Origin of the sequence: Kamptonema sp. PCC 6506 (assembly GCF_000180455.1) — a bacterium.
In the GTDB taxonomy this organism is placed as follows: domain Bacteria; phylum Cyanobacteriota; class Cyanobacteriia; order Cyanobacteriales; family Microcoleaceae; genus Kamptonema; species Kamptonema formosum.
On the sequence record NZ_CACA01000255.1, the window covers coordinates 1 to 18,749 of the forward strand.

General features: G+C 42.9%; 19 protein-coding genes. 11 read left to right on the plus strand and 8 right to left on the minus strand.

Annotation, left to right across the window (positions count from 1 at the left end; all coding sequences use genetic code 11):
• Positions 1 to 92: 92 nt before the first annotated feature.
• The 4 genes from OSCI_RS13010 (at position 93) to OSCI_RS13025 (ending at position 5,635) form a co-directional block, all read left to right on the plus strand.
• Complete coding sequence (locus tag OSCI_RS13010) at positions 93 to 383, plus strand: nucleotidyltransferase family protein (protein WP_007355429.1); 291 nt, start codon at positions 93 to 95, stop codon at positions 381 to 383.
• A complete protein-coding gene (locus tag OSCI_RS13015; protein WP_007355430.1) occupies positions 373 to 729 on the plus strand; it encodes a DUF86 domain-containing protein in 357 nt (118 codons plus the stop codon). Before OSCI_RS13010 ends, OSCI_RS13015 begins: the two co-directional genes overlap by 11 nt.
• A gap of 326 nt (positions 730 to 1,055) precedes the next feature.
• A complete protein-coding gene (locus OSCI_RS13020) occupies positions 1,056 to 4,040 on the plus strand; it encodes a CHAT domain-containing tetratricopeptide repeat protein (RefSeq protein ID WP_007355431.1) in 2,985 nt (994 codons plus the stop codon).
• A gap of 182 nt (positions 4,041 to 4,222) precedes the next feature.
• Positions 4,223 to 5,635: a hypothetical protein gene (locus tag OSCI_RS13025; RefSeq protein ID WP_007355432.1), complete on the plus strand. Its 1,413-nt coding sequence runs from the start codon at positions 4,223 to 4,225 to the stop codon at positions 5,633 to 5,635.
• Between the two features lie 390 nt (positions 5,636 to 6,025).
• Here the strand turns inward: OSCI_RS13025 and panB are convergent, their stop codons facing one another.
• From panB to OSCI_RS13040, 3 genes are all read right to left on the minus strand, one after another.
• A complete protein-coding gene (panB, locus tag OSCI_RS13030) occupies positions 6,026 to 6,802 on the minus strand; it encodes a 3-methyl-2-oxobutanoate hydroxymethyltransferase (protein WP_007355433.1) in 777 nt (258 codons plus the stop codon).
• 157 nt (positions 6,803 to 6,959) lie between these two features.
• Positions 6,960 to 7,376 (minus strand): hypothetical protein, encoded by a 417-nt coding sequence (locus OSCI_RS13035; protein ID WP_007355434.1) that lies wholly within the window; start codon positions 7,374 to 7,376, stop codon positions 6,960 to 6,962.
• Between the two features lie 123 nt (positions 7,377 to 7,499).
• Entirely contained in the window at positions 7,500 to 9,203 is a 1,704-nt protein-coding gene (locus OSCI_RS13040) for a serine/threonine protein kinase (RefSeq protein ID WP_007355435.1), read from the minus strand.
• Positions 9,204 to 9,401: 198 nt separating this feature from the next.
• Here OSCI_RS13040 and OSCI_RS13045 point away from each other — a divergent pair, with 198 nt between their 5' ends.
• The 6 genes from OSCI_RS13045 (at position 9,402) to OSCI_RS13070 (ending at position 14,421) form a co-directional block, all read left to right on the plus strand.
• Entirely contained in the window at positions 9,402 to 10,778 is a 1,377-nt protein-coding gene (locus OSCI_RS13045; RefSeq protein WP_007355436.1) for an ABC transporter substrate-binding protein, read from the plus strand.
• A gap of 405 nt (positions 10,779 to 11,183) precedes the next feature.
• A complete protein-coding gene (locus OSCI_RS13050) occupies positions 11,184 to 12,614 on the plus strand; it encodes a form I ribulose bisphosphate carboxylase large subunit (RefSeq protein WP_007355437.1) in 1,431 nt (476 codons plus the stop codon).
• A 106-nt stretch (positions 12,615 to 12,720) separates the two neighbouring features.
• Positions 12,721 to 13,131, plus strand: a complete 411-nt coding sequence (gene rcbX, locus OSCI_RS13055) for a RuBisCO chaperone RbcX (RefSeq protein ID WP_007355438.1) — start codon at positions 12,721 to 12,723, stop codon at positions 13,129 to 13,131.
• Positions 13,132 to 13,177: 46 nt separating this feature from the next.
• A complete protein-coding gene (locus tag OSCI_RS13060; protein ID WP_007355439.1) occupies positions 13,178 to 13,513 on the plus strand; it encodes a ribulose bisphosphate carboxylase small subunit in 336 nt (111 codons plus the stop codon).
• 357 nt (positions 13,514 to 13,870) lie between these two features.
• Positions 13,871 to 14,161, plus strand: a complete 291-nt coding sequence (locus tag OSCI_RS13065) for a hypothetical protein (protein WP_007355440.1) — start codon at positions 13,871 to 13,873, stop codon at positions 14,159 to 14,161.
• The gene (locus OSCI_RS13070) at positions 14,161 to 14,421 is read left to right on the plus strand and encodes a type II toxin-antitoxin system RelE/ParE family toxin (protein ID WP_007355441.1); all 261 of its coding nucleotides are present in this window, start codon (positions 14,161 to 14,163) and stop codon (positions 14,419 to 14,421) included. The genes OSCI_RS13065 and OSCI_RS13070 overlap by 1 nt, the downstream gene beginning before the upstream one ends.
• A 53-nt stretch (positions 14,422 to 14,474) precedes the next feature.
• On the opposite strand, the gene OSCI_RS13075 is transcribed toward OSCI_RS13070, so the two are convergent.
• Genes OSCI_RS13075 through OSCI_RS13095 form a run of 5 tightly spaced genes read right to left on the minus strand, consistent with a single transcriptional unit; the run spans position 14,475 to position 17,667 of the window.
• The gene (locus OSCI_RS13075; protein WP_007355442.1) at positions 14,475 to 15,110 is read right to left on the minus strand and encodes a hypothetical protein; all 636 of its coding nucleotides are present in this window, start codon (positions 15,108 to 15,110) and stop codon (positions 14,475 to 14,477) included.
• Between the two features lie 44 nt (positions 15,111 to 15,154).
• The gene (locus OSCI_RS13080; RefSeq protein WP_007355443.1) at positions 15,155 to 15,796 is read right to left on the minus strand and encodes a hypothetical protein; all 642 of its coding nucleotides are present in this window, start codon (positions 15,794 to 15,796) and stop codon (positions 15,155 to 15,157) included.
• Positions 15,797 to 15,823: 27 nt separating this feature from the next.
• A complete protein-coding gene (locus OSCI_RS13085; RefSeq protein ID WP_007355444.1) occupies positions 15,824 to 16,057 on the minus strand; it encodes a hypothetical protein in 234 nt (77 codons plus the stop codon).
• A gap of 8 nt (positions 16,058 to 16,065) precedes the next feature.
• On the minus strand, positions 16,066 to 17,289 hold the full coding sequence (locus OSCI_RS13090; protein ID WP_007355445.1) for a hypothetical protein: 1,224 nt from the start codon (positions 17,287 to 17,289) through the stop codon (positions 16,066 to 16,068).
• A 6-nt stretch (positions 17,290 to 17,295) separates the two neighbouring features.
• A complete protein-coding gene (locus OSCI_RS13095) occupies positions 17,296 to 17,667 on the minus strand; it encodes a hypothetical protein (RefSeq protein WP_007355446.1) in 372 nt (123 codons plus the stop codon).
• A gap of 188 nt (positions 17,668 to 17,855) precedes the next feature.
• Between OSCI_RS13095 and OSCI_RS13100 the strand changes: the two genes are divergently transcribed.
• Positions 17,856 to 18,695 carry a class I SAM-dependent methyltransferase gene (locus OSCI_RS13100; protein ID WP_007355447.1) on the plus strand — a complete coding sequence of 280 codons (840 nt, stop codon included), beginning with the start codon at positions 17,856 to 17,858 and terminating at the stop codon, positions 18,693 to 18,695.
• Positions 18,696 to 18,749: the final 54 nt, after the last annotated feature.

An 18,749-nucleotide genomic window follows, 5' to 3' on the forward strand; every position in this document is an offset into this window, starting at 1 on the left:
TTATATCAATTCTGGCACAGCCGGAATTGATATACTGGCTGACAGAATGTCAAAAGGGTTAAAATATAGGTAAAGGAGCGGTAAAAGTAATAATGAAACGGGAAGATGTATTAGCAATTTTAGCCGCCCACAAGGATAACTTAAAAGGTTTGGGGGTAAAGTCTTTAGATTTGTTTGGTTCAGTGGCGCGGGATGAAGCGCGACCCGATAGTGATGTAGACTTTTTAGTGGAGTTTACTCAACCAGGCGGGCTATTTCAACTATTTAGGGTACAGCACTATTTAGAAGATATATTGGGATGCGCCATTGACTTAGGAACAGAGGATGCTTTGAGGGAACATTTGCGGGAACCTATTCTCAAGGAGGCGATCCGTGCCCTCTAGAGAATGGCCTTTACGAATTCAGGATATTTTGGATGCGATCGCTCGTATTCAAGGAGTTATTACTGGAATAAATTTTACGGAATTTGAGAGCATAGAAGAACTGATTTTGCAAGGGATTCTTTACAACTTTATCATTATTGGTGAAGCTTCTGTTAATGTCAATGATGAAATTAAGTCTCGTTATCCGCAGATTCCTTGGCGTTTAATGGGTGACATGAGAAATGTGATGGCTCACGAGTATTTTCAAGTCAATTTAGATCGGCTTTGGAGAACTATCTCTGAGGATCTACCTCCTCTAGTACCGTTATTAGAGGAATTATTGGCACAGGAAATGAGGGGAGATTAGTATTTTTTTGGATGAGTTTAGTAGGAAATCGCGCAGTCTAATCAAGTAGTAATTACAGGATTCTCTCAATTGGATTCAATTCTGGTCAAGCAAAGCATTGTCACGAGTCTTTTGAGAAGAATTTGACGGAGTTGCAAAAAACACAAGGTTGGATTGCTAGATTGCGGACTGTTAATTCTTGGGATGAAGTGCCGGTTAATTCTTTGAAGTTGGATTGAATTTAAGGTAAATATAGCTGGCTATTTGATGCTAATTGAACGGACGATCTGGTATTGTCCGTGCTTTGTGGTTTTTTGTGGCTGTGGCATAATATATTTATAGTCAGGATGGATGATGGCGAGATGAGTACACAAAAGGAAGAAGAAGCTTATAGGTTATTGATTCAAGGGATTAACCTTTATCGAAAAAGCCGGTTTCGAGAGGCCTTGGCATCTTGGGAACAGGCATTAACAATTTATCGAGAAATCGGATATCGCCAGGGAGAGGCGGCTTCCCTCGGAAATCTGGGAATTGCCTATCAATCATTAGGGCAATTCCAGTTAGCTATAGACTACCACCAGCAGTTATTAGTGATTGTCAGAGAAATCGGATATCGCCAGGGAGAGGCAGCTTCCCTCGGAAATCTGGGAATTGCCTACCAATCATTAGGGCAATTCCATAATGCCATAGACTACCACCAGCAAAATTTAGCAATTGCCAGAGAAATAGAATATCGTCGAGGAGAGGCAATTTCCCTGAGAAATCAGGGACTTGCCTACCAATCATTAGGGCAATTCCAGTTAGCTATAGACTACTATCAGCAGTCTTTAGCCATTAATAGGGAAATCGGATATCGTCAGGAAGAGACCGCTTCCCTGGGAAATCTGGGAAATGCCTACCATTCATTAGGGCAATACCAGTTAGCTATAGACTACCACCAGCAGTCTTTAGCCATTGCCAGGGAAATCGGATATTGCCAGGGAGAGACCGCTTCCCTGGGAAATCTGGGAAATGCCTACCATTCATTAGGGCAATACCAGTTAGCTATAGACTACCACCAGCAGTCTTTAGCCATTGTGAAGGAAATCGGAGATCGCCAGGGAGAGACAACTTCCCTGGGAAATCTGGGAAATGCCTACCAATCATTAGGGCAATTCCAGAAAGCGATTGACTACCAGCAGCAGTCTTTAGCCATTAAGAAGGAAATCGGAGATCGCCAAGGAGAGGCAAATTCTTTGGGAAATCAGGGACTTGCCTACCAATCATTAGGGCAATACCAGTTAGCTATAGACTACCACCAGCATTCTTTAGCCATTAAGAGGGAAATCGGAGATCGCCAGGGAGAGGCAATTTCTCTGGGAAATCTGGGAATTGCCTATAAATCATTAGGGCAATACCAGTTAGCTATAGACTACCACCAGCATTCTTTAGCCATTGCCAGGGAAATAGGAGATCGCGAGGGAGAGGCAACTTCCCTGAATAATCTCGGCGTAACTCTGCAAAGAATCAATCAATTCCCAGAAGCCGAAGAAATCCTACGACAAGCTATCATAACTTGGGAAGAATTACGAACCAATTTAAGAGATGATAGTGATATAGTCTCAATTTTTGAAACCCAGCGATCTTCCTATCGGCTAATGCAAGAAGTGTTAGTTGCCCAAGATAAACTTACCGAAGCTTTAGAATTTTCCGAAAGGGGGCGCACTCGTGCTTTTATCGAGTTACTGAGACGGCAAACCTCAGAACCAGAAAAGGGAGAAAAAGCTGAGGAAATTACAGATTATCTAACAATTTCTGATATCCAGCAAGTTGCCCAAAATCAAAACGCCACCCTCGTTGAATATTCAATAGTTACTGAAGGCATTTATATCTGGGTAATTCAGCCCACAGGAAACATTGAATTTCGCCGCGCCAACTTAACCCCCTTAGAATCTCGCCAGAAATCTCTCAACGATCTCCAAGAAATCATCCTCAAAGCGCGGGTTTCCATTGGTGTCGATGAAAAAGACAGCAATCAAAACAGAATTGAAATAGAAACCGACGACAAAAGAGACACACAATCCAACTTTCCCCTATTGCAATTACTCCATGAAATCCTGATCGCACCCATAGCCGACTTGTTACCCAGAGATCCCGAATCCCCCGTGATTTTCATCCCCCATTATGCCCTATTTTTAGTACCCTTTGCCGCCTTACAAAACCCCCAAGGACGCTATTTCATCGAAGATTATACACCCCTAATCGCCCCATCCATCGAAGTCTTAAAACACACCCACGCGCAAGATCGGCAAAGGCGAGAAACCCGGCAAAAAGCCCTAGTAGTAGCTGAACCAACCTTACACCAAAACTTCCAAGCAGATCCTTATAAACTGCGTCCCTATCCATTTATGGAAGCAGCAGCCGAAAGCATCGCCACCATCTTAGAAACCACCGCCATCACGGGAGACAAAGCCACCAAAGTTGCCGTCATCAACGGAATGCTAGAAACGCGCATCGTCCACATTTTCGCCCACGGACTTTTAGACGAATATAAACCCGATGAAATTGCTAAAGGGCGGATTCCCGGCACAATTGTTTTAGCCCCTGCCGATGGTGATGATGGGGCGTTAAATGCCGCTGAAATTATTGATAAAGAACTCAATTGTGAGATAGTAGTATTGAGTGCCTGTAGCACCGGCAAAGGCACAATTACCGGCGATGGAATTATTGGGTTATCGCGCTGTTTTATTCTCGCAGGAGTTCCCAGTTTAATCGTTTCCCTGTGGAATATTGGCGCACCGGCCGCTAAGGTTTTGATGACTCAATTTTATCAGAATTTAGCTAATGGGGAAAATCGCGGGGCGGCCTTGCGCCATGCTATGTTGGGGACGAAAAAAAATGATGAATATTCCAGTCCTTCCGATTGGGCGGGCTTTACCCTGATTGGCGAAACCTCAAGTTTAAAATTAGAAATTATCACCATAGAGGAGATTTTTAACATTATGTCAATTCCTGAAAATGCGACACCAGAAGAAGTTATTGAAGGATTTTATAAAGCTTTAGAAACCAATCATCCTCGCTTGTTTGCAGAACACAAAGACGCACTTACTGAATTATATTCTCGTCCCGGTGAAACAGCAGAAGAACTTGCCGAAAGGTTTAAATTATGGTGTAAATCTCGTCCTAAAATAGAGGAGGCTGTTGCTAATAAAATCTGTACGGCGGCGGCTAGAGGAACCAGTAGCAATCCTTCAGATCAAGTTGTGAGAGAATCAGATGAAAGGTTAAAAGAAAATCAGGAAAGGTCGAGTTTACCTCCGAAATCACCAGCGGATACTAACCCAAATCAGTAGGGACTTAGGCCTTACCCAAGGCGTGTCAACTTAAACTGAAACCCGCCAGGGGTTAAAACCCCTGTCTAATAGTTTAAGTCCTCTGAAGAGGACTAATTAATTTAAAATTCTTCTTAGTCCTCTTCAGAGGACTTGATCTTTGAGACAGGGGTTTTAACCCCTGTCGGACTATCGGAAAAATAATGACTCAAGAACTACAACTTAAAAATCCTAGCATTACCCTCTACACTTTTCAATTACGCAATGATGCGGACAAAGAAGCGGGAAAATTAGCAGATAATGCCTTGAATTTGTGGACAAACTTGGACGAAGTTGTGGGAAAATTTGGGGTTGACGATCTTAAATCTTTTATCCCTTTATTGATAAATCCCGAAGAGGAAAATCCTTCTTTTCAAAGATTGCTTAAAGAAGAAACCATTAAATTTAATAAAAAAGATAATGGCTTAGAATTAACCATTTATCCAGTTCGGTTTCACGATACCTATAGCGCAGATTTAACTGTTTTTTATCCTAACCAAATTTTGCCAGTTAGTGAATTAGGAAAACTCAATATTGAAGGATGTCTTTTACCCGAATTTATTCGGCCTTCTACTGGGCAAACGTTATTATTTTACGCGGAAACAATAGACGATATTTCTTGTAATAAAGAACTAGCTAAACAATGCTTTCAATATTTACTACAAAATCAAATTCAACCTCAACCCGAACAGATTAAAAAGGGAGTTTTGTTTGGTAGTCCCATTTACGAGTATGATAACGGAGAACTTGACCCTACAAAAAGACATCATATTTTAGTATGGCTTAACTGTAATCCTAAGACTGTCGAAGCTCTTACTACAGATTTTAATCCTTATTTTCATCGCTTACTATTATACCGTCACAAGATTTTATTTTCTTATTACCGTTCTCGATCTTGGTATCAACACGGCAAAGCAATTGCTGCTAAACTTGATGCAAAACAAAGCGAATTTAAGGCAATTGATAATCAAAATGATGCAGTTGCAAGGCTGGAAGCATTAAAGAAATTACTTGCAGAAGTTAGAATATTAGGGTTTGACTATAGCCGATGTTTGCGGGATATTAGCGAATGTATCAATACTATCACTACTAACACGGAAAACTATGTTCAAATTTTAGCAACTATTCAAGATTTACAATTTCAATCGGATAAGTTACAGTTTTTAGATAAATTCGCTGAGGTAAGTAAAAATAAATATCAGGAACAAATCAAGGTAGACTTAAATTACTTGATTGCTAGTCAGAATTTATTTCAAGAAATGATTGCTAATATCCGAGGAATGGTAGAGATTGAACAAATAGAAGCGGACAGAAAAAGCAGTGAACAAGATACTATTAGCAGTCGCAACTTAAATATTACCATTGGAGTTGTTGGCGGAGGAATGGCAGCCGCCGGTATTGTTGCTACCAGCTATGGGTTGATAAAACCTGAACTACCTTTGTTAATGCCTTGGGATAAAAATGCTGGCAGTATACATCCTTTTACACAATCAGTTTTTTGGAGTTTATTAATTGGTTTTATCCCAGTTTTGGTATGGGCGTTGATATGGTTAAAAAATTCTCGCAAAGATAAATAATTCCGGTAGGGGCGGGTTCGCCAAAATATTGTAATAAAAACGATAAATCTATAAAACCCGCCCCGGATTAATCGTGGGGTGGGGGCGGGTTTTTGAGTCTTTACGCTACGCTTTTAGCTATTGGCGAACCCGCCCCTACAGGTCTTTGAAAATGATATAATATGTGAAATTAATTAAACATAAATCCGGTAGGGGCGGGTTCGCCAAAATATTGTAATAAAAACGATAAATTCACAAAACCCGCCCCGGATTAATCGTGGGGTGGGGGCGGGTTTTTTAGTCTTTCCGCTACGCTTTTAGCTATTGGCGAACCCGCCCCTACAGGTCTTTAAAAATGATATAATACGTGAAATTAATTAAACATAAATCCACAACACACCATATCAAAACTCACTCAGGAAACTTCCCCTCTCTAACTTCCATTGCATAATTCTGCACGGCCTCAGTAATAGTTTCCCGCAAATTAGTATAGGCCTTCGCAAACGGAGGCAACCGCACAGAAAGCCCCAACAAATCATTAATTACCAAAACTTGACCGTCACAATCAGGCCCCGCCCCAATGCCAATAGTAGGAATTACTAACTTTTGACTAATTTGAGCCGCTAAATCCGCCGGAATATGCTCTAATACGATCGCAAAAGCCCCCGCGTCTTGAAGCGCGATCGCTTCCCCTAAAATTCTCTCACTCGCCTCAGCCGTTTTCCCCTGTTTCCGATAACCCAGTTGGTGTACCGACTGCGGAGTTAAACCAACGTGGCCCATAACGGGTATTCCTGCTAATGTTAGCTGAGAAACTGTTTGCGCGATCGCCGGGTTTCCCCCCTCTAACTTTATCGCTTGCGCCCCCGTTTCTTTCAACACCCTCCCCGCTGAGTGCATCGCTTGTTGCGGACTTTCTTGATAACTTAAAAAAGGCAAATCCACCACAACTAACGCTTCCTTAACTCCGCGACGAACCGCTTTCGCGTGATGGATCATTTCATCGAGAGTTACTGGCAGAGTTGTTTCATAGCCTAATGCTACCATTGCCAGAGAATCGCCTACTAAAATAATATCAACACCTGCTCGATCTAAGAGTTCAGCAATAGCGAAATCGTAGGCCGTCAAAACTACAATTTGACGACCTTGCTGTTTAGATTGAATTAATTGGTTAATAGTGACTGGCATTAACTTACTAAATAGGGGCTAGGGGCTAGGGGCTAGGGGCTAGGGGAAGAAGAAGAAGAAGAAGGGGAAGAAGGGAATAGAATCAAGGGTGGAAGTAATGAGCAAGTGTCCTAACCGACGAAAGCGATTGCTATAATAGGGAGTTGTTGGCATAAATTTACACTCTGATATAGCTTTGTTTTCCCTCTGCGGGCAATATCCTCAGCACTTGATTTTTCAAGTCTGGTTCTAAGCCTAAATCTTCTAAGGGAATTTGACCGAGTAAAGGTTCTTGACCTGCGGGAAGTTCCACACAATTATATAACCCTTGTCGCCCTGCGACGGAAAGAGTGATATCCTTAAAAACGCGAAACATCCTGTTGCCAATTACTGTCTCCCCTTGAATTTCTCCAGTCATAGGCAAACCCAAATCACTAATAATATCTGCTGGCAAACACAGTCTAGTCGCTCCTGTATCCACTAAAACGTTATCGAGAGTAATAGAGCGGATTTGCTCTAGAGCAATAAACCCTCTTTCTGCTAAAATCTCGTCTATATGGTTAGTAACGGTGATGGTGGTTGTAACTCTGCCCATTTTTATTTCCTAGTTTTTATGGGGATACGATCTTATCTATAGCATTTTTTAATTGAGTATGTGCTGCTCTTAATTAACAGTTAACAGTTAACAGTTAACAATTAACAATTAACAATTAACAATCTAGCGCCATCCCAACCACCGCAATAAAGGAACAATTAAATAATGACTCGCGCCCAAACACAATCCGATCGCACTTCCCATTAAGCCAAAAAAGGCTATGCTTCCCCAAAATTGTAACCAATTGGGTTGAGAATGAGCCAGTAAAAGGAAGCGCAAGAAACTATCAGGGAAAAAATTAAAGGTTTTGAAGCTAGCAAACACAGCAAAAGGTGCGATCGCGGCCACGAAAGTGTGTACCCCATGATGGCTACGCAAACCCATTCCCAAGGTCAGAGATGCGATCGCCATCGCCCCTACTAACATCATCTCATCTATCCCACTCGCCCAACACAACCCCCCCAATCCATAGCCCAGCATTCCCGTCAAACCGGCCATCCAATACCGGCGACGCTGGCGAAATCCTCCCGCATCCGTCAAACCGAAAGCAGTTCCCAAACCAGCACATCCAAACAGCAACACCTCTACCCCGACATTGAAGGTAAGATCGGGTACGAGCTCGTGCAATCCCTGATTAAGCAAACTCGCCAACTGTGGGCCAAAAGGCGACCAATAAGCCAAAATCAAGCCACCGATCGCCCCTACACTTCCACCCAGTCCGCCCAGTACCATTTCCCAAGCAGTATCTAGAGAGGCTACCACTGTCTGCGCGATCGCGCTGAACAGTAAAACAGTTAAACTTCCAATCCCTTCAGCTACCGTCCCCAACACTTCCCAGGAAAAATTGAGCACGCCTTGACCTACAGCAACGATCGAAGTCTGCGAATTCTGGCTTAAAGAAATTTTAGCGAGGCGATCGCGAATTTGATCCGCATTTACCGGACGTTCCCGCGCCTGCGATCGCACCATATCATCCAATAAATTAGCCAAACTCTGACTATGAGGCGCAATATGTCGCCATCGCAACTCGCCAGTTAAAGGATCTTCAAGATCCGCCGGATATTTACCAGTTAATAAGTTAATGCAAGTCCGGCCCAAAGCATAGAAATCCGCAGCAGGCCCAACCGCACCCCCGACAATTTGTTCTGGAGGACTGTAACCTGGAGAAATTAGTCGCGTCGAACTCAAACTCCCTTTATTAACTGCATCCACCCCTACCTGTTTCGCCCCCCCAAAATCAATCATCACCAATTGCCCAGTTTCCTCCCTGAGCATTAAATTAGAAGGCTTAATGTCTCGGTGAATAATATTGCGATCGTGCAACTCCTGCAAAATCTCCACTGCTTGAGTTAGCCAACTAAATACCCACGCCTCTGGACACCCTTGAGGGCGATCGTCGAGAATATCCTGTAAAGTTTTGCCGTGAATTTTTTCCATCAACAGACAAGGGAGGCGGCGTTGCGAGTAATTCCCTTGATTTGAGACAATTCGGAGTTCTAAGTGAAAATAACAGTCAGGCTCGATTCTGGGTATCCCTGGATGGCGTAAACTCGCTAACATCCACGCTTCTTGCTCGAACAATTCTAAAGCTTTGGGGGAATTTTCGAGCAGGACTTTGAGTACTCGTTCTGTCTGACTCTGCAAGTCCCAGACAGTGTAAATCGCTGCAAAACCCCCAATTCCGAGGCGTTGTAAAGGAATATAGCGATTTAGCAGCCGCAGGGGAGCTCCGCAACTCTGACAAAAATTATTACCCCAAGTCTGAGGATAAGGCCTTGGGCAATCGGGGTTAATGCAGTGGGCGGTGGTAAGAATAGGCTGAGGCACAACCAATTTGGTAGGGTCTGAATATCCTTATTATGTGTCAAAGAGGTGAGATCGTTGATTTAATCTGTTCCCACCGTTTAATGTGATTGGCGAACCCGTCCTTACAGGCTTTCTCGTTTTCTCGTTCCCAGTTAGAGCCTGGGAATGCGTAGCTGAAGGCTCGGCTTTCAAATAATATCACAATTAGGAAAACAAATCATGTCTCAAAATACTAACAAAAGAACAAGTCCACCGCCCATTGTTTTTATTATTCTCTTTTGCTTAATTGGGTTTGGTGCATACAAGTTTCTTCCTAGTTTATTCAAGGGGAAAAGTTCACAGCCATCGGGAGCGATCGCCAATCGTGCAAGTTTAGGAAATCAGATATTACTAACATCGCAAACCACAGCCGAAAAGCAAGCAGGTATTACAGCTTTTGCTAAAGGAGATTACCAAGAAGCTGTCCAAAAATTTCAGGCGGCGCTGCAACAAAATCGTAATGACCCGGAAACTGTTATCTATTTGAATAATGCCAGAGCTAGCAATGGTTCTTCCTTAAAAATTGCTGTCAGCGTTCCCATTGGTAGCAATCCGAATGTTGCCCAAGAAATCCTCCGAGGTGTGGCCCAAGCTCAGGATCAAATCAATACTAGCGGTGGCATCAATGGCGCACAACTGCAAGTAGAGATTGTCAATGATGACAACAATTCAGAGGTGGTCAAAGAAGTTGCAAAATCATTAACACAGGATGCAAAGATACTAGCAGTAATTGGACACAATGCTAGCAGTGCTTCTCTCGAAGCTGCTCCGATCTATCAGCAAGAACAACTGGTAATGGTGACACCTACTAGCCAAGCAAATAATCTCTCAGGATTTGGCAGCTACATTTTTCGGACAGTACCCAATATTAGTTTAATGGCTACTCGTTTAGCCACTTATGTAGTGAAAACAGGCAAAATTAATATTGCCATTTGTTCTGACTCGCAAGCACCGGATAGCATCTCATTTAAAGATGAGTTTGTGGCAGCTCTTAGTGCTGCTGGAGGTAGATTTGTTCCTACTGTTTGCGATTTTTCCACACCTTCTTTTAATCCCAACAATGCCTTTGCTGATGCTGTTAGCAAAGGAGCGCAAGGATTGATGGTATTACCCCACGTCGATCGCATCGATCGCGCTATGTCTCTGGTTCAGATAAATCGAGGCAAATTGTCACTATACGCCAATACTACACTCTATACTAATCAAACTTTAAAAGAAGGTCAAAAGGACGTTGAGGGGCTGGTTCTGCCTGTTCCCTGGCATCCTGAAACTAATCCGGGTAGCCCTTTCCCAGACAATGCCCGCCAGCGGTGGGGCGGAATCGTAAATTGGCGCACGGCAACCAGTTTTGACGCAACTCAAGCGATCGTCGCGGGTTTGCGCCAAAGTAATACCCGGCAAGGGTTGCAACAAGCACTCCGAAATCCCAGTTTCTCGACAGCAGGGGCAAGCGAGGAAGTAAAGTTTTTACCAACGGGCGATCGCACTGGTAAGCCGATTTTAGTGCAAGTTAAACGCGCAGGAAATACTGGCTACAAATTTGTCCCTCTGCCGTAAGTTGACCAAGTGCGATCGCACTCATCAGGAGGTTAAACTAGATTTATAATGGGAAAAATTTGGTGTTATTCCAGGTCGCTCGTTATCCTATTATAAATCTTGTCAAAAGGAATTTACTCCCGCTTAATTAACAGCATCAAGCTGCTGGTTTTCCCAAGGCACAGATTGCGATCGCCCTCCACTCCCACCACATCCCCACAGTCCGCTCGGCTTACATCTCTATCACTTATTCGCCCAATAATATTTTAAGAATTGTTAAATAATGTTTTCAAATGTTGCAAAAACATAAAGTAAACTTATGTAAATTAAAATAATATTAAAATTACACAGTATCGCTTTCTTGATATAGTTTTTATCAGTCTGCCATTAGACAAAAAATTTAAGCGAATCGAGGGACGCGACATTATGTCTTATTCTCAAACCCAAACTCAATCTAAGGCTGGGTATAAAGCCGGAGTTCAAGACTATAAACTGACGTATTACACGCCGGACTATACGCCAAAAGATACAGATATTCTGGCTGCATTCCGCGTCACGCCCCAGCCAGGAGTTCCCCCAGAAGAAGCTGGAGCCGCTGTGGCCGCCGAATCTTCCACTGGTACTTGGACAACAGTTTGGACTGACCTTTTGACCGACCTCGACCGCTACAAAGGTCGCTGTTATGACATCGAGCCAGTTCCCGGTGAAGACAACCAATACATCTGCTTTATTGCCTATCCTCTGGATTTGTTTGAAGAAGGTTCCGTCACCAACTTGCTGACCTCATTGGTTGGTAATGTTTTCGGTTTCAAAGCCTTACGTGCTCTGCGTTTGGAAGATTTAAGAATTCCCATCGCTTACCTGAAAACCTTCCAAGGGCCACCTCACGGTATCACCGTTGAGCGTGACAAATTGAACAAGTACGGTCGTCCTTTGCTGGGCTGTACCATCAAACCTAAATTAGGTCTATCTGCGAAGAACTACGGCCGCGCCGTGTATGAGTGTCTGCGTGGCGGTTTGGACTTCACCAAAGACGACGAAAACATCAACTCCCAGCCCTTCATGCGTTGGCGCGATCGCTTCTTGTTCGTTCAAGATGCCATTGAAAAAGCCCAAGCAGAAACCGGCGAAGTCAAAGGTCACTACCTGAACGTCACCGCCCCCACCTGCGAAGAAATGATGGAACGGGCTGAGTTCGCCAAAGAACTCAAAACCCCGATCATCATGCACGACTACCTGACCGGTGGTTTCACAGCTAACACCACCTTGGCCAAATGGTGTCGTCGCAACGGTATCTTGTTGCACATCCACCGCGCCATGCACGCCGTGATCGACCGTCAAAAGAATCACGGTATCCACTTCCGCGTCTTAGCCAAGTGCTTGCGGATGTCCGGCGGCGACCACCTGCACTCCGGTACAGTTGTGGGCAAACTGGAAGGCGAAAAAGGCATCACCATGGGCTTCGTAGACTTAATGCGCGAAGACCACATCGAACAAGACCGCGCTCGTGGTATTTACTTCACCCAAGATTGGGCTTCCATGCCTGGAGTAATGCCCGTTGCTTCCGGTGGTATCCACATTTGGCATATGCCCGCATTGGTGGAAATCTTCGGCGACGACTCTTGCTTACAGTTCGGCGGCGGTACCTTGGGCCACCCTTGGGGTAATGCTCCCGGTGCAACTGCTAACCGCGTCGCTTTGGAAGCTTGTATTCAAGCTCGTAACGAAGGCCGCAACCTCATGCGCGAAGGTGGCGACATCATCCGCGAAGCTTGCAAATGGAGCCCTGAATTGGCTGTTGCTTGCGAACTGTGGAAAGAAATCAAGTTCGAGTTTGAAGCAATGGATACCGTCTGATCGAAAGAGTTGAGTATTGAGTGTTAAGTATTGAGTTTTGAGTTAAAAGGTTGTTAATTCAAAACTCAAAACTCAAAACTCAAAACTTTTAAGGGCTGGGTCAAACATGGATATCAAACAAGTTGCGAAAGATACCGCTAAGGTATTGGCAAGCTACCTGACCTATCAAGCTGTGCGGATTGTGATAGCTCAATTAAGCGAAACTAATCCGCCTGTGGCAATTTGGTTGAGCAATGCTTCTTCAACGGGTAAAATCCAAGACGGGGAAGTTTATCTGCAAGAACTACTTCGGGAAAACCAAGAGCTGGCGTTTCGGATCATGACGGTGCGGGAGCATTTGGCACAGGAAGTGGCGGATTATTTGCCAGAGATGGTTCGCGCTGGGATTCAGCAAGCGAATATGGGACACAAGCGCCAGCACTTAGAGCGAATTACGCAACTGAATATATCTGTTGACCATATCCATCCTGAAACAAAATTAGACTCGGAAACTAATTTGGATAATTTATCCAGTTAGTTGATTGAAAACAGCAATCGCGTACACATTCTAGAGATTAGGAAAGATGAAGACTTTACCCAAAGAGCGGCGCTACGAAACTCTGTCTTATTTGCCACCGCTGAGCGATTCACAAATTGCTAAGCAACTGCAATATATTTTGGATCAGGGTTATATTCCCGGTGTGGAATTCAACGAAACCTCTGCTGCTGAAATGCGTTATTGGACAATGTGGAAGTTGCCTTTGTTCGGCGCAAAAAGCGTGCAAGAGATCATGAGCGAAATTAACGCTTGCCGTCAAGAAAATCCTACTTGCTACATCCGCGTGATGGGTTTTGACAACGTGAAGCAGTGCCAAGTGTTGAGCTTCATCGTTCACAAGCCGAATACCAGAGGTTACTAATTAGCTTTCCTATTTTGTAGGGAATATAGTTAGGTAAAAGTTGAGGTGGGGAATGTTCCTTACCTCAATTTTTTTATGGCGGAGCGAACAGGAATACAGCCAAGTATAGCAACCGCCAGGGCGGTTAGGGGCTAGGGGCTAGGGGCTAGGGGCTAGGGAAAGAAGGGAAAGAAGGAAAGAGAGGAAAGAGGGGAAGAGAGTCAATAGTTTGGGCCCTGAGTGAGTGTCTTAACCGTTGTGGCAGTTGCTATAGCACACTTAAATCAACTTTTTGGAATTCGGATTGGGTTCAAAGTTGCGGCCGCAATTAGTGGCATATTAGATATAATCAAGAAAACCAGTTAAAGATCGTTCACCATGACTCAACCTGTTGCTTTAATAAATACTAAATTGATTGAATCCCTTACTCAAATCATTCTTTCTCTTACCGATGAGGAGCGACAACTTCTAGCACAAAAAATTAATTTTTCATCATTGTCTAGCGAAGAAATTCAACTAAAACGGGAAGCCCTACAATCTGAAATTACACTGGGCGCGGAACAACTCAAAAGCGGTGATTACACCGAGTACAATGATTTGTCATTGCCTAATTTGCTTAAAACTATTAAGAGCCGAGGCAAGCAACGGATTCAGCAGGAGCAAGCTTAGTGAATCGCTTTCGTCTTTCACGGCAGGCAGAGCAAGATTTGGAAGATATCTGGGTTTTCTTGACACAACAGGATGAACTCTTAGCGGACAAACAGATTGCTCAAATTTTAGATAGATTTCCTATGTTGTCTCAATTTCCTAATATGGGAAAGCAGCGCGATGATTTACTGGCAGGACTCAGGAGTTTTCCCGTTCAACCATACATCGTTTTTTATACTAAAATTGCGGAGGGGATTGAAGTTGTCAGAGTTTTACATTAAGCCAGAGACATTGATAGCCAGTTTCCGTAATTCAAAGCTCAAAACCATTTTTTTTATAGCTTGCAAATCGCTTTCAGGACTTGTAATAATAAAATTGACGATTCAGGTTCCATCAGATTTAGCAGTGGCATTAGCTGATAAATTGCGGGATTTCCCCGCTGAATATATACAAATTGATACTCCATTCCGTTCGTAGTTAAACCCCAGACAGACTCTTGACGTTCTATACTTTTAGAGACATAAGTGAGCAGTTGAGGTAAACCTGCAAATGGGGCAATTAGACTGTTTTTAGTCTCAATCACTAAAACCCAAAAAGATATTTCACTGTTTATCGGTTTGGTTTTATTGATTGCTAGAATGTCCAATCTTCCTGTAATTTTGATATCTTCATCTTCAATAAGAAGATCGGCAATATCTTGTTCTAAACTAATATTAATTGGGTGGCGATAAAATCCAGCTAATCGCATTAATGGAAAGGTAGTTAGAGCTTTTACCAGTCCCTCTAAAACTCTATCATTGGAGAGGTAATTATCAAAGTCATCCCTAATTTGTGTGAGTTCTTGCTGTTCAAATTCGGTGAGAGGTTCGAGAGATAATAGGGATGTAAATGAGTTATTGTATTGCTTCTGGAAATTAAAAAGTTGGTGAACTTGTCCGATGGTGAGGTTTTTGGCATTGAGAGTTAGCATGGTTTTAGGGATGGTTTAGCGATCGTATAATTTTAGCGCATATTCTATAGCTTACAAATGGCTTTGAGAACTTGTAACAATAAAATTGAAGGTTCAGGTTCCATCAAAGTTAAGGATGGCATAAGCTGATAGGTTGGCTGTTCTCCTCGGCGGATATAGACAAATTGGTAAAACTCTCCATTTGTTGCTAATCCCCAGACTGATTCTTGGCGTTCCAAACTTTTGTAGGCATAAGTTAGCAGTTGGGGTAAACCAGCACGGGGGGTAATTAAACTGTTTTTAGCTTCAATTACTAAAACCCAAAAAGATATTTCTGTTGTTATTGGTTTGGTTTTATTGATTGCTAGAATATCTAATCTCCCGGTGAGTGTGATATCTTCATCTTCAATGATAATTTCAGCGATGTCTTGTTCGAGACTGATCTTAATTGGGGGGTGATAGAAGCCAGCTAATCGTATTAATGGAAAGGTAGTTATTGCTTTTACTAGACCTTCTGAGAGTTTTTCTGCTGAAATATATTCACGAAAATCATTGCGGATTATGACAAGTTCTTGCTGTTCAATTTCGCTAAGAGGTTCTAGGGTTAATAAGGTAGAAAATGTGTCCGTATTATTAAACTGTTCTTGCAAATTTAAAAAATGACGAACTTCGTTGAGAGTAAGGTTTCTAGCATTAAGGGTAGTCATCCTTTAATCTAATATTAAATTGCAATACTAATCTATCCTATCCAGCACCATTCCGTCAACTATTTCATAACCCCATCTGTAATTCCGATTCGCGAGTTGCTTGGCCGCATCATACTCGCCTAAATAGCAGAGTTCAACTAATAGTTGATAGCCCTTTTCTTTTTCTTGCTGAATTCTCTCCCGATGCAACTTTTCTCTGGCTTTTTCAGAAAGAGGTTCTCTTCCCAACTCTAAAGGATCAATATCACTAATTTGCCTCATACTTACCTCTAAAAAGGAATTGATTCTATAACTTGACCATCAACCATTTCATATCCCCAGTCTGGATTTTTAGCAATTAAATTTTCAATCATATTTCTCCCAATGGGAGTTTTACACGCCTCATGCAAAGAAGCAATACTAGGAATTTCATCTGCTGAGTGCGATGGTTGTTCCTCTATTTCCTGCTGTTCTAAATTTGCCGCAGAAAGCATATTAGAACTTGATGACTCTAAGGAAAATTGCGGCGCGATCGCTTCTAATTTTTTCATCACACTTTCTTTTGTAATTTGAGGCTTATCAGTAAAAGAAGCGGGTAAATAAGGAGTTTCTAAACCATGCTTTTTAGCGTTAATAGCTTCATCAGCTATTCGATCGCACTTTCTCAAAAATCCTTCCCACAAATCGCGGCCTAAAACGGGATTTCTCAAGTCAGTTCGCGCCTTTAAAACTGCCTGTTCTAAGGGTTCCCCTTTGTGAACATAATATTGTGTCCTTTCTTCTTCAAAAGCTGGATAAGGCACTCCCGGTTCTATCTCCCATTCTCGCTTGACTTTCTGGCTTTCTCCCAATGGTTTCCCTGAGATGAAATCATCCCATAATGGAGATATAAGGCCTTTTGTCATGTTATCAATTTCGTAAAATACAGATCGAGAAGGATTCGGATGACCTTGATTTTTATAGTATTCTAATAAGATACGCTGAAATTCCTTGAATTGCTCATCAGACTGCCAAGGGCCACTAAATTTATAATGGGGGGTAACTCTAACTGTTGTGGGTTGGCGAGGTTGACCGAAAAATTTATCAGTTTTAATAGTTAAATTTGAGGTAGGGTAGTTAGGCACTACTTCTACAGGATGATTCTTTGTTTCGCCGCCATTGCGTGCTATTATATCTGAAGATCGATCGGTGAAAATATTATCGAGTTTATTCTCAAGAGCGTCAATATCTGCCCAAAGTTCTAGGGTAGTATCATTAACTAATCTTGCTTTTAGTAACAAACGCTCTTGTAGTTGACGGCGTGCTAGTTCTTGTTCGCTAGGGTTTAAACCTGTTGCTTTTTCAATTTCATCGCTTGTAATTGTGACCCATTCTTGGGGATGAGATAATTGAGATTGCCAGTCAAATACTTGGCAAAATAGGATAGAAGCAGCCACACCACCCGTAAATTTAGCTAGCTTAGGATAATAGATGAGGGGCGTTCCTAGATGTCTCAAAAATAGTCCGAGTTTCATTGCCTATTAAAGTTGATAATCAAGGGGTTCGCAAAAATCAGTTACTCCAGTTTTGACCACATAAATAACCACAGGAGTTGCTAAAATATCGGGACAAAGTTTGGCCTCAATCAAAGCTTCTACTGCGGGTTTTAATAGTCCATTGCTTAAATTTGCTCTTACGTCTTCTTCGCAGAGAACCACACGGCATCTTTTCGCTAAACTTGATAGCCAATTGTCAGAAGTATTGGGCTCTTGTCCGACTTGAATTGCCATAGAGATTGCGGCATCTTCTATATCTCCTTCACAGTCTTCAATTACATCCAGGGCTTTTAAAGCTTCGGAATAATCAGCTAATTGAGAGCGAAACTGTGCAATTTCCTGGGAAGTAATAATCACTTTATAATTCTCCTCGATCGTTTGTGACCGTGCTTAATAATGCTATCCTATCATTATACGACTTACGCATTGTTGTACACTCTGTCTGGGTGATAAAGATACCGCCGAGACGGCGGCGTTACGTTAGAAGTGCGTAAGTCCTTATTATTTAGAAATAGTTGAAATGTCCTATCTTTCGCCTTGTTGAGATGAGTGATAAATTGCTGCCAATTGAGAGTATATCAGATACGGCTTTCGGGATTGCGATCGCGCGTGCAATTGAAAGCGATCGCTTAGATGCCAATTTCTACGATCCGTTGGCGCGAATGCTGGGAGGCGATCGCGGGGAAAAGTTTATTTTAGCCCTTGGCGGGCCTCCTGACAAGGCAGGCTTAGCCGTAGCTATCCGTACTTGTCTGATCGACGAGGCGATCGCGCAAAGCATCCGCAGCGATGGCGTGGATACCGTGCTCAACCTCGCTGCGGGTTTGGATACTCGTCCTTACCGGATGTCACTACCCGCCTCTCTAGTGTGGATTGAGGTTGATTTACCTGCGATCGCATCCTACAAACAGGAAAAACTTGCTAGTGAAAAACCTATTTGTAATCTAAAAATTGTCCCTCTAGATTTGACAAATCTCTCCTTAAGAAATCAGCTTTTTGCTCAAGTTAGTGCTGCTAGTAATAAAGTGTTAATTATTACTGAAGGACTCTTAGCTTATTTAACTTCGGAACAAGTTGGATCTCTAGCAATTGATTTGCGGAGATATGTTAATTTCCGCTGGTGGGTATGCGAATTAGCCTCGCCTTTTTTAATGCAACAAGTGCAAAAAAAGTGGGGTAAATCTTTTAATGCAGCTAATGCTAAGTTACAATTTGCTCCCCCAGAAGGGCCGAATTTTTTCGCACGCTACGGCTGGAAAACTCGCCAATATCGCACCTTTTTAGAAGAAGCACCCCGTTTAAATCGCGATGTACCTTTCGGTTCCTTACTGCGCCAAAAGCCACTATTTAAAGATGGAGTAGTTTGGCTAGAACAGCAAATTTAATGGGAGATGGGGGGGAGCGGGGGAGCGGGGGAGCGGGGGAGCGGGGGATGGGAC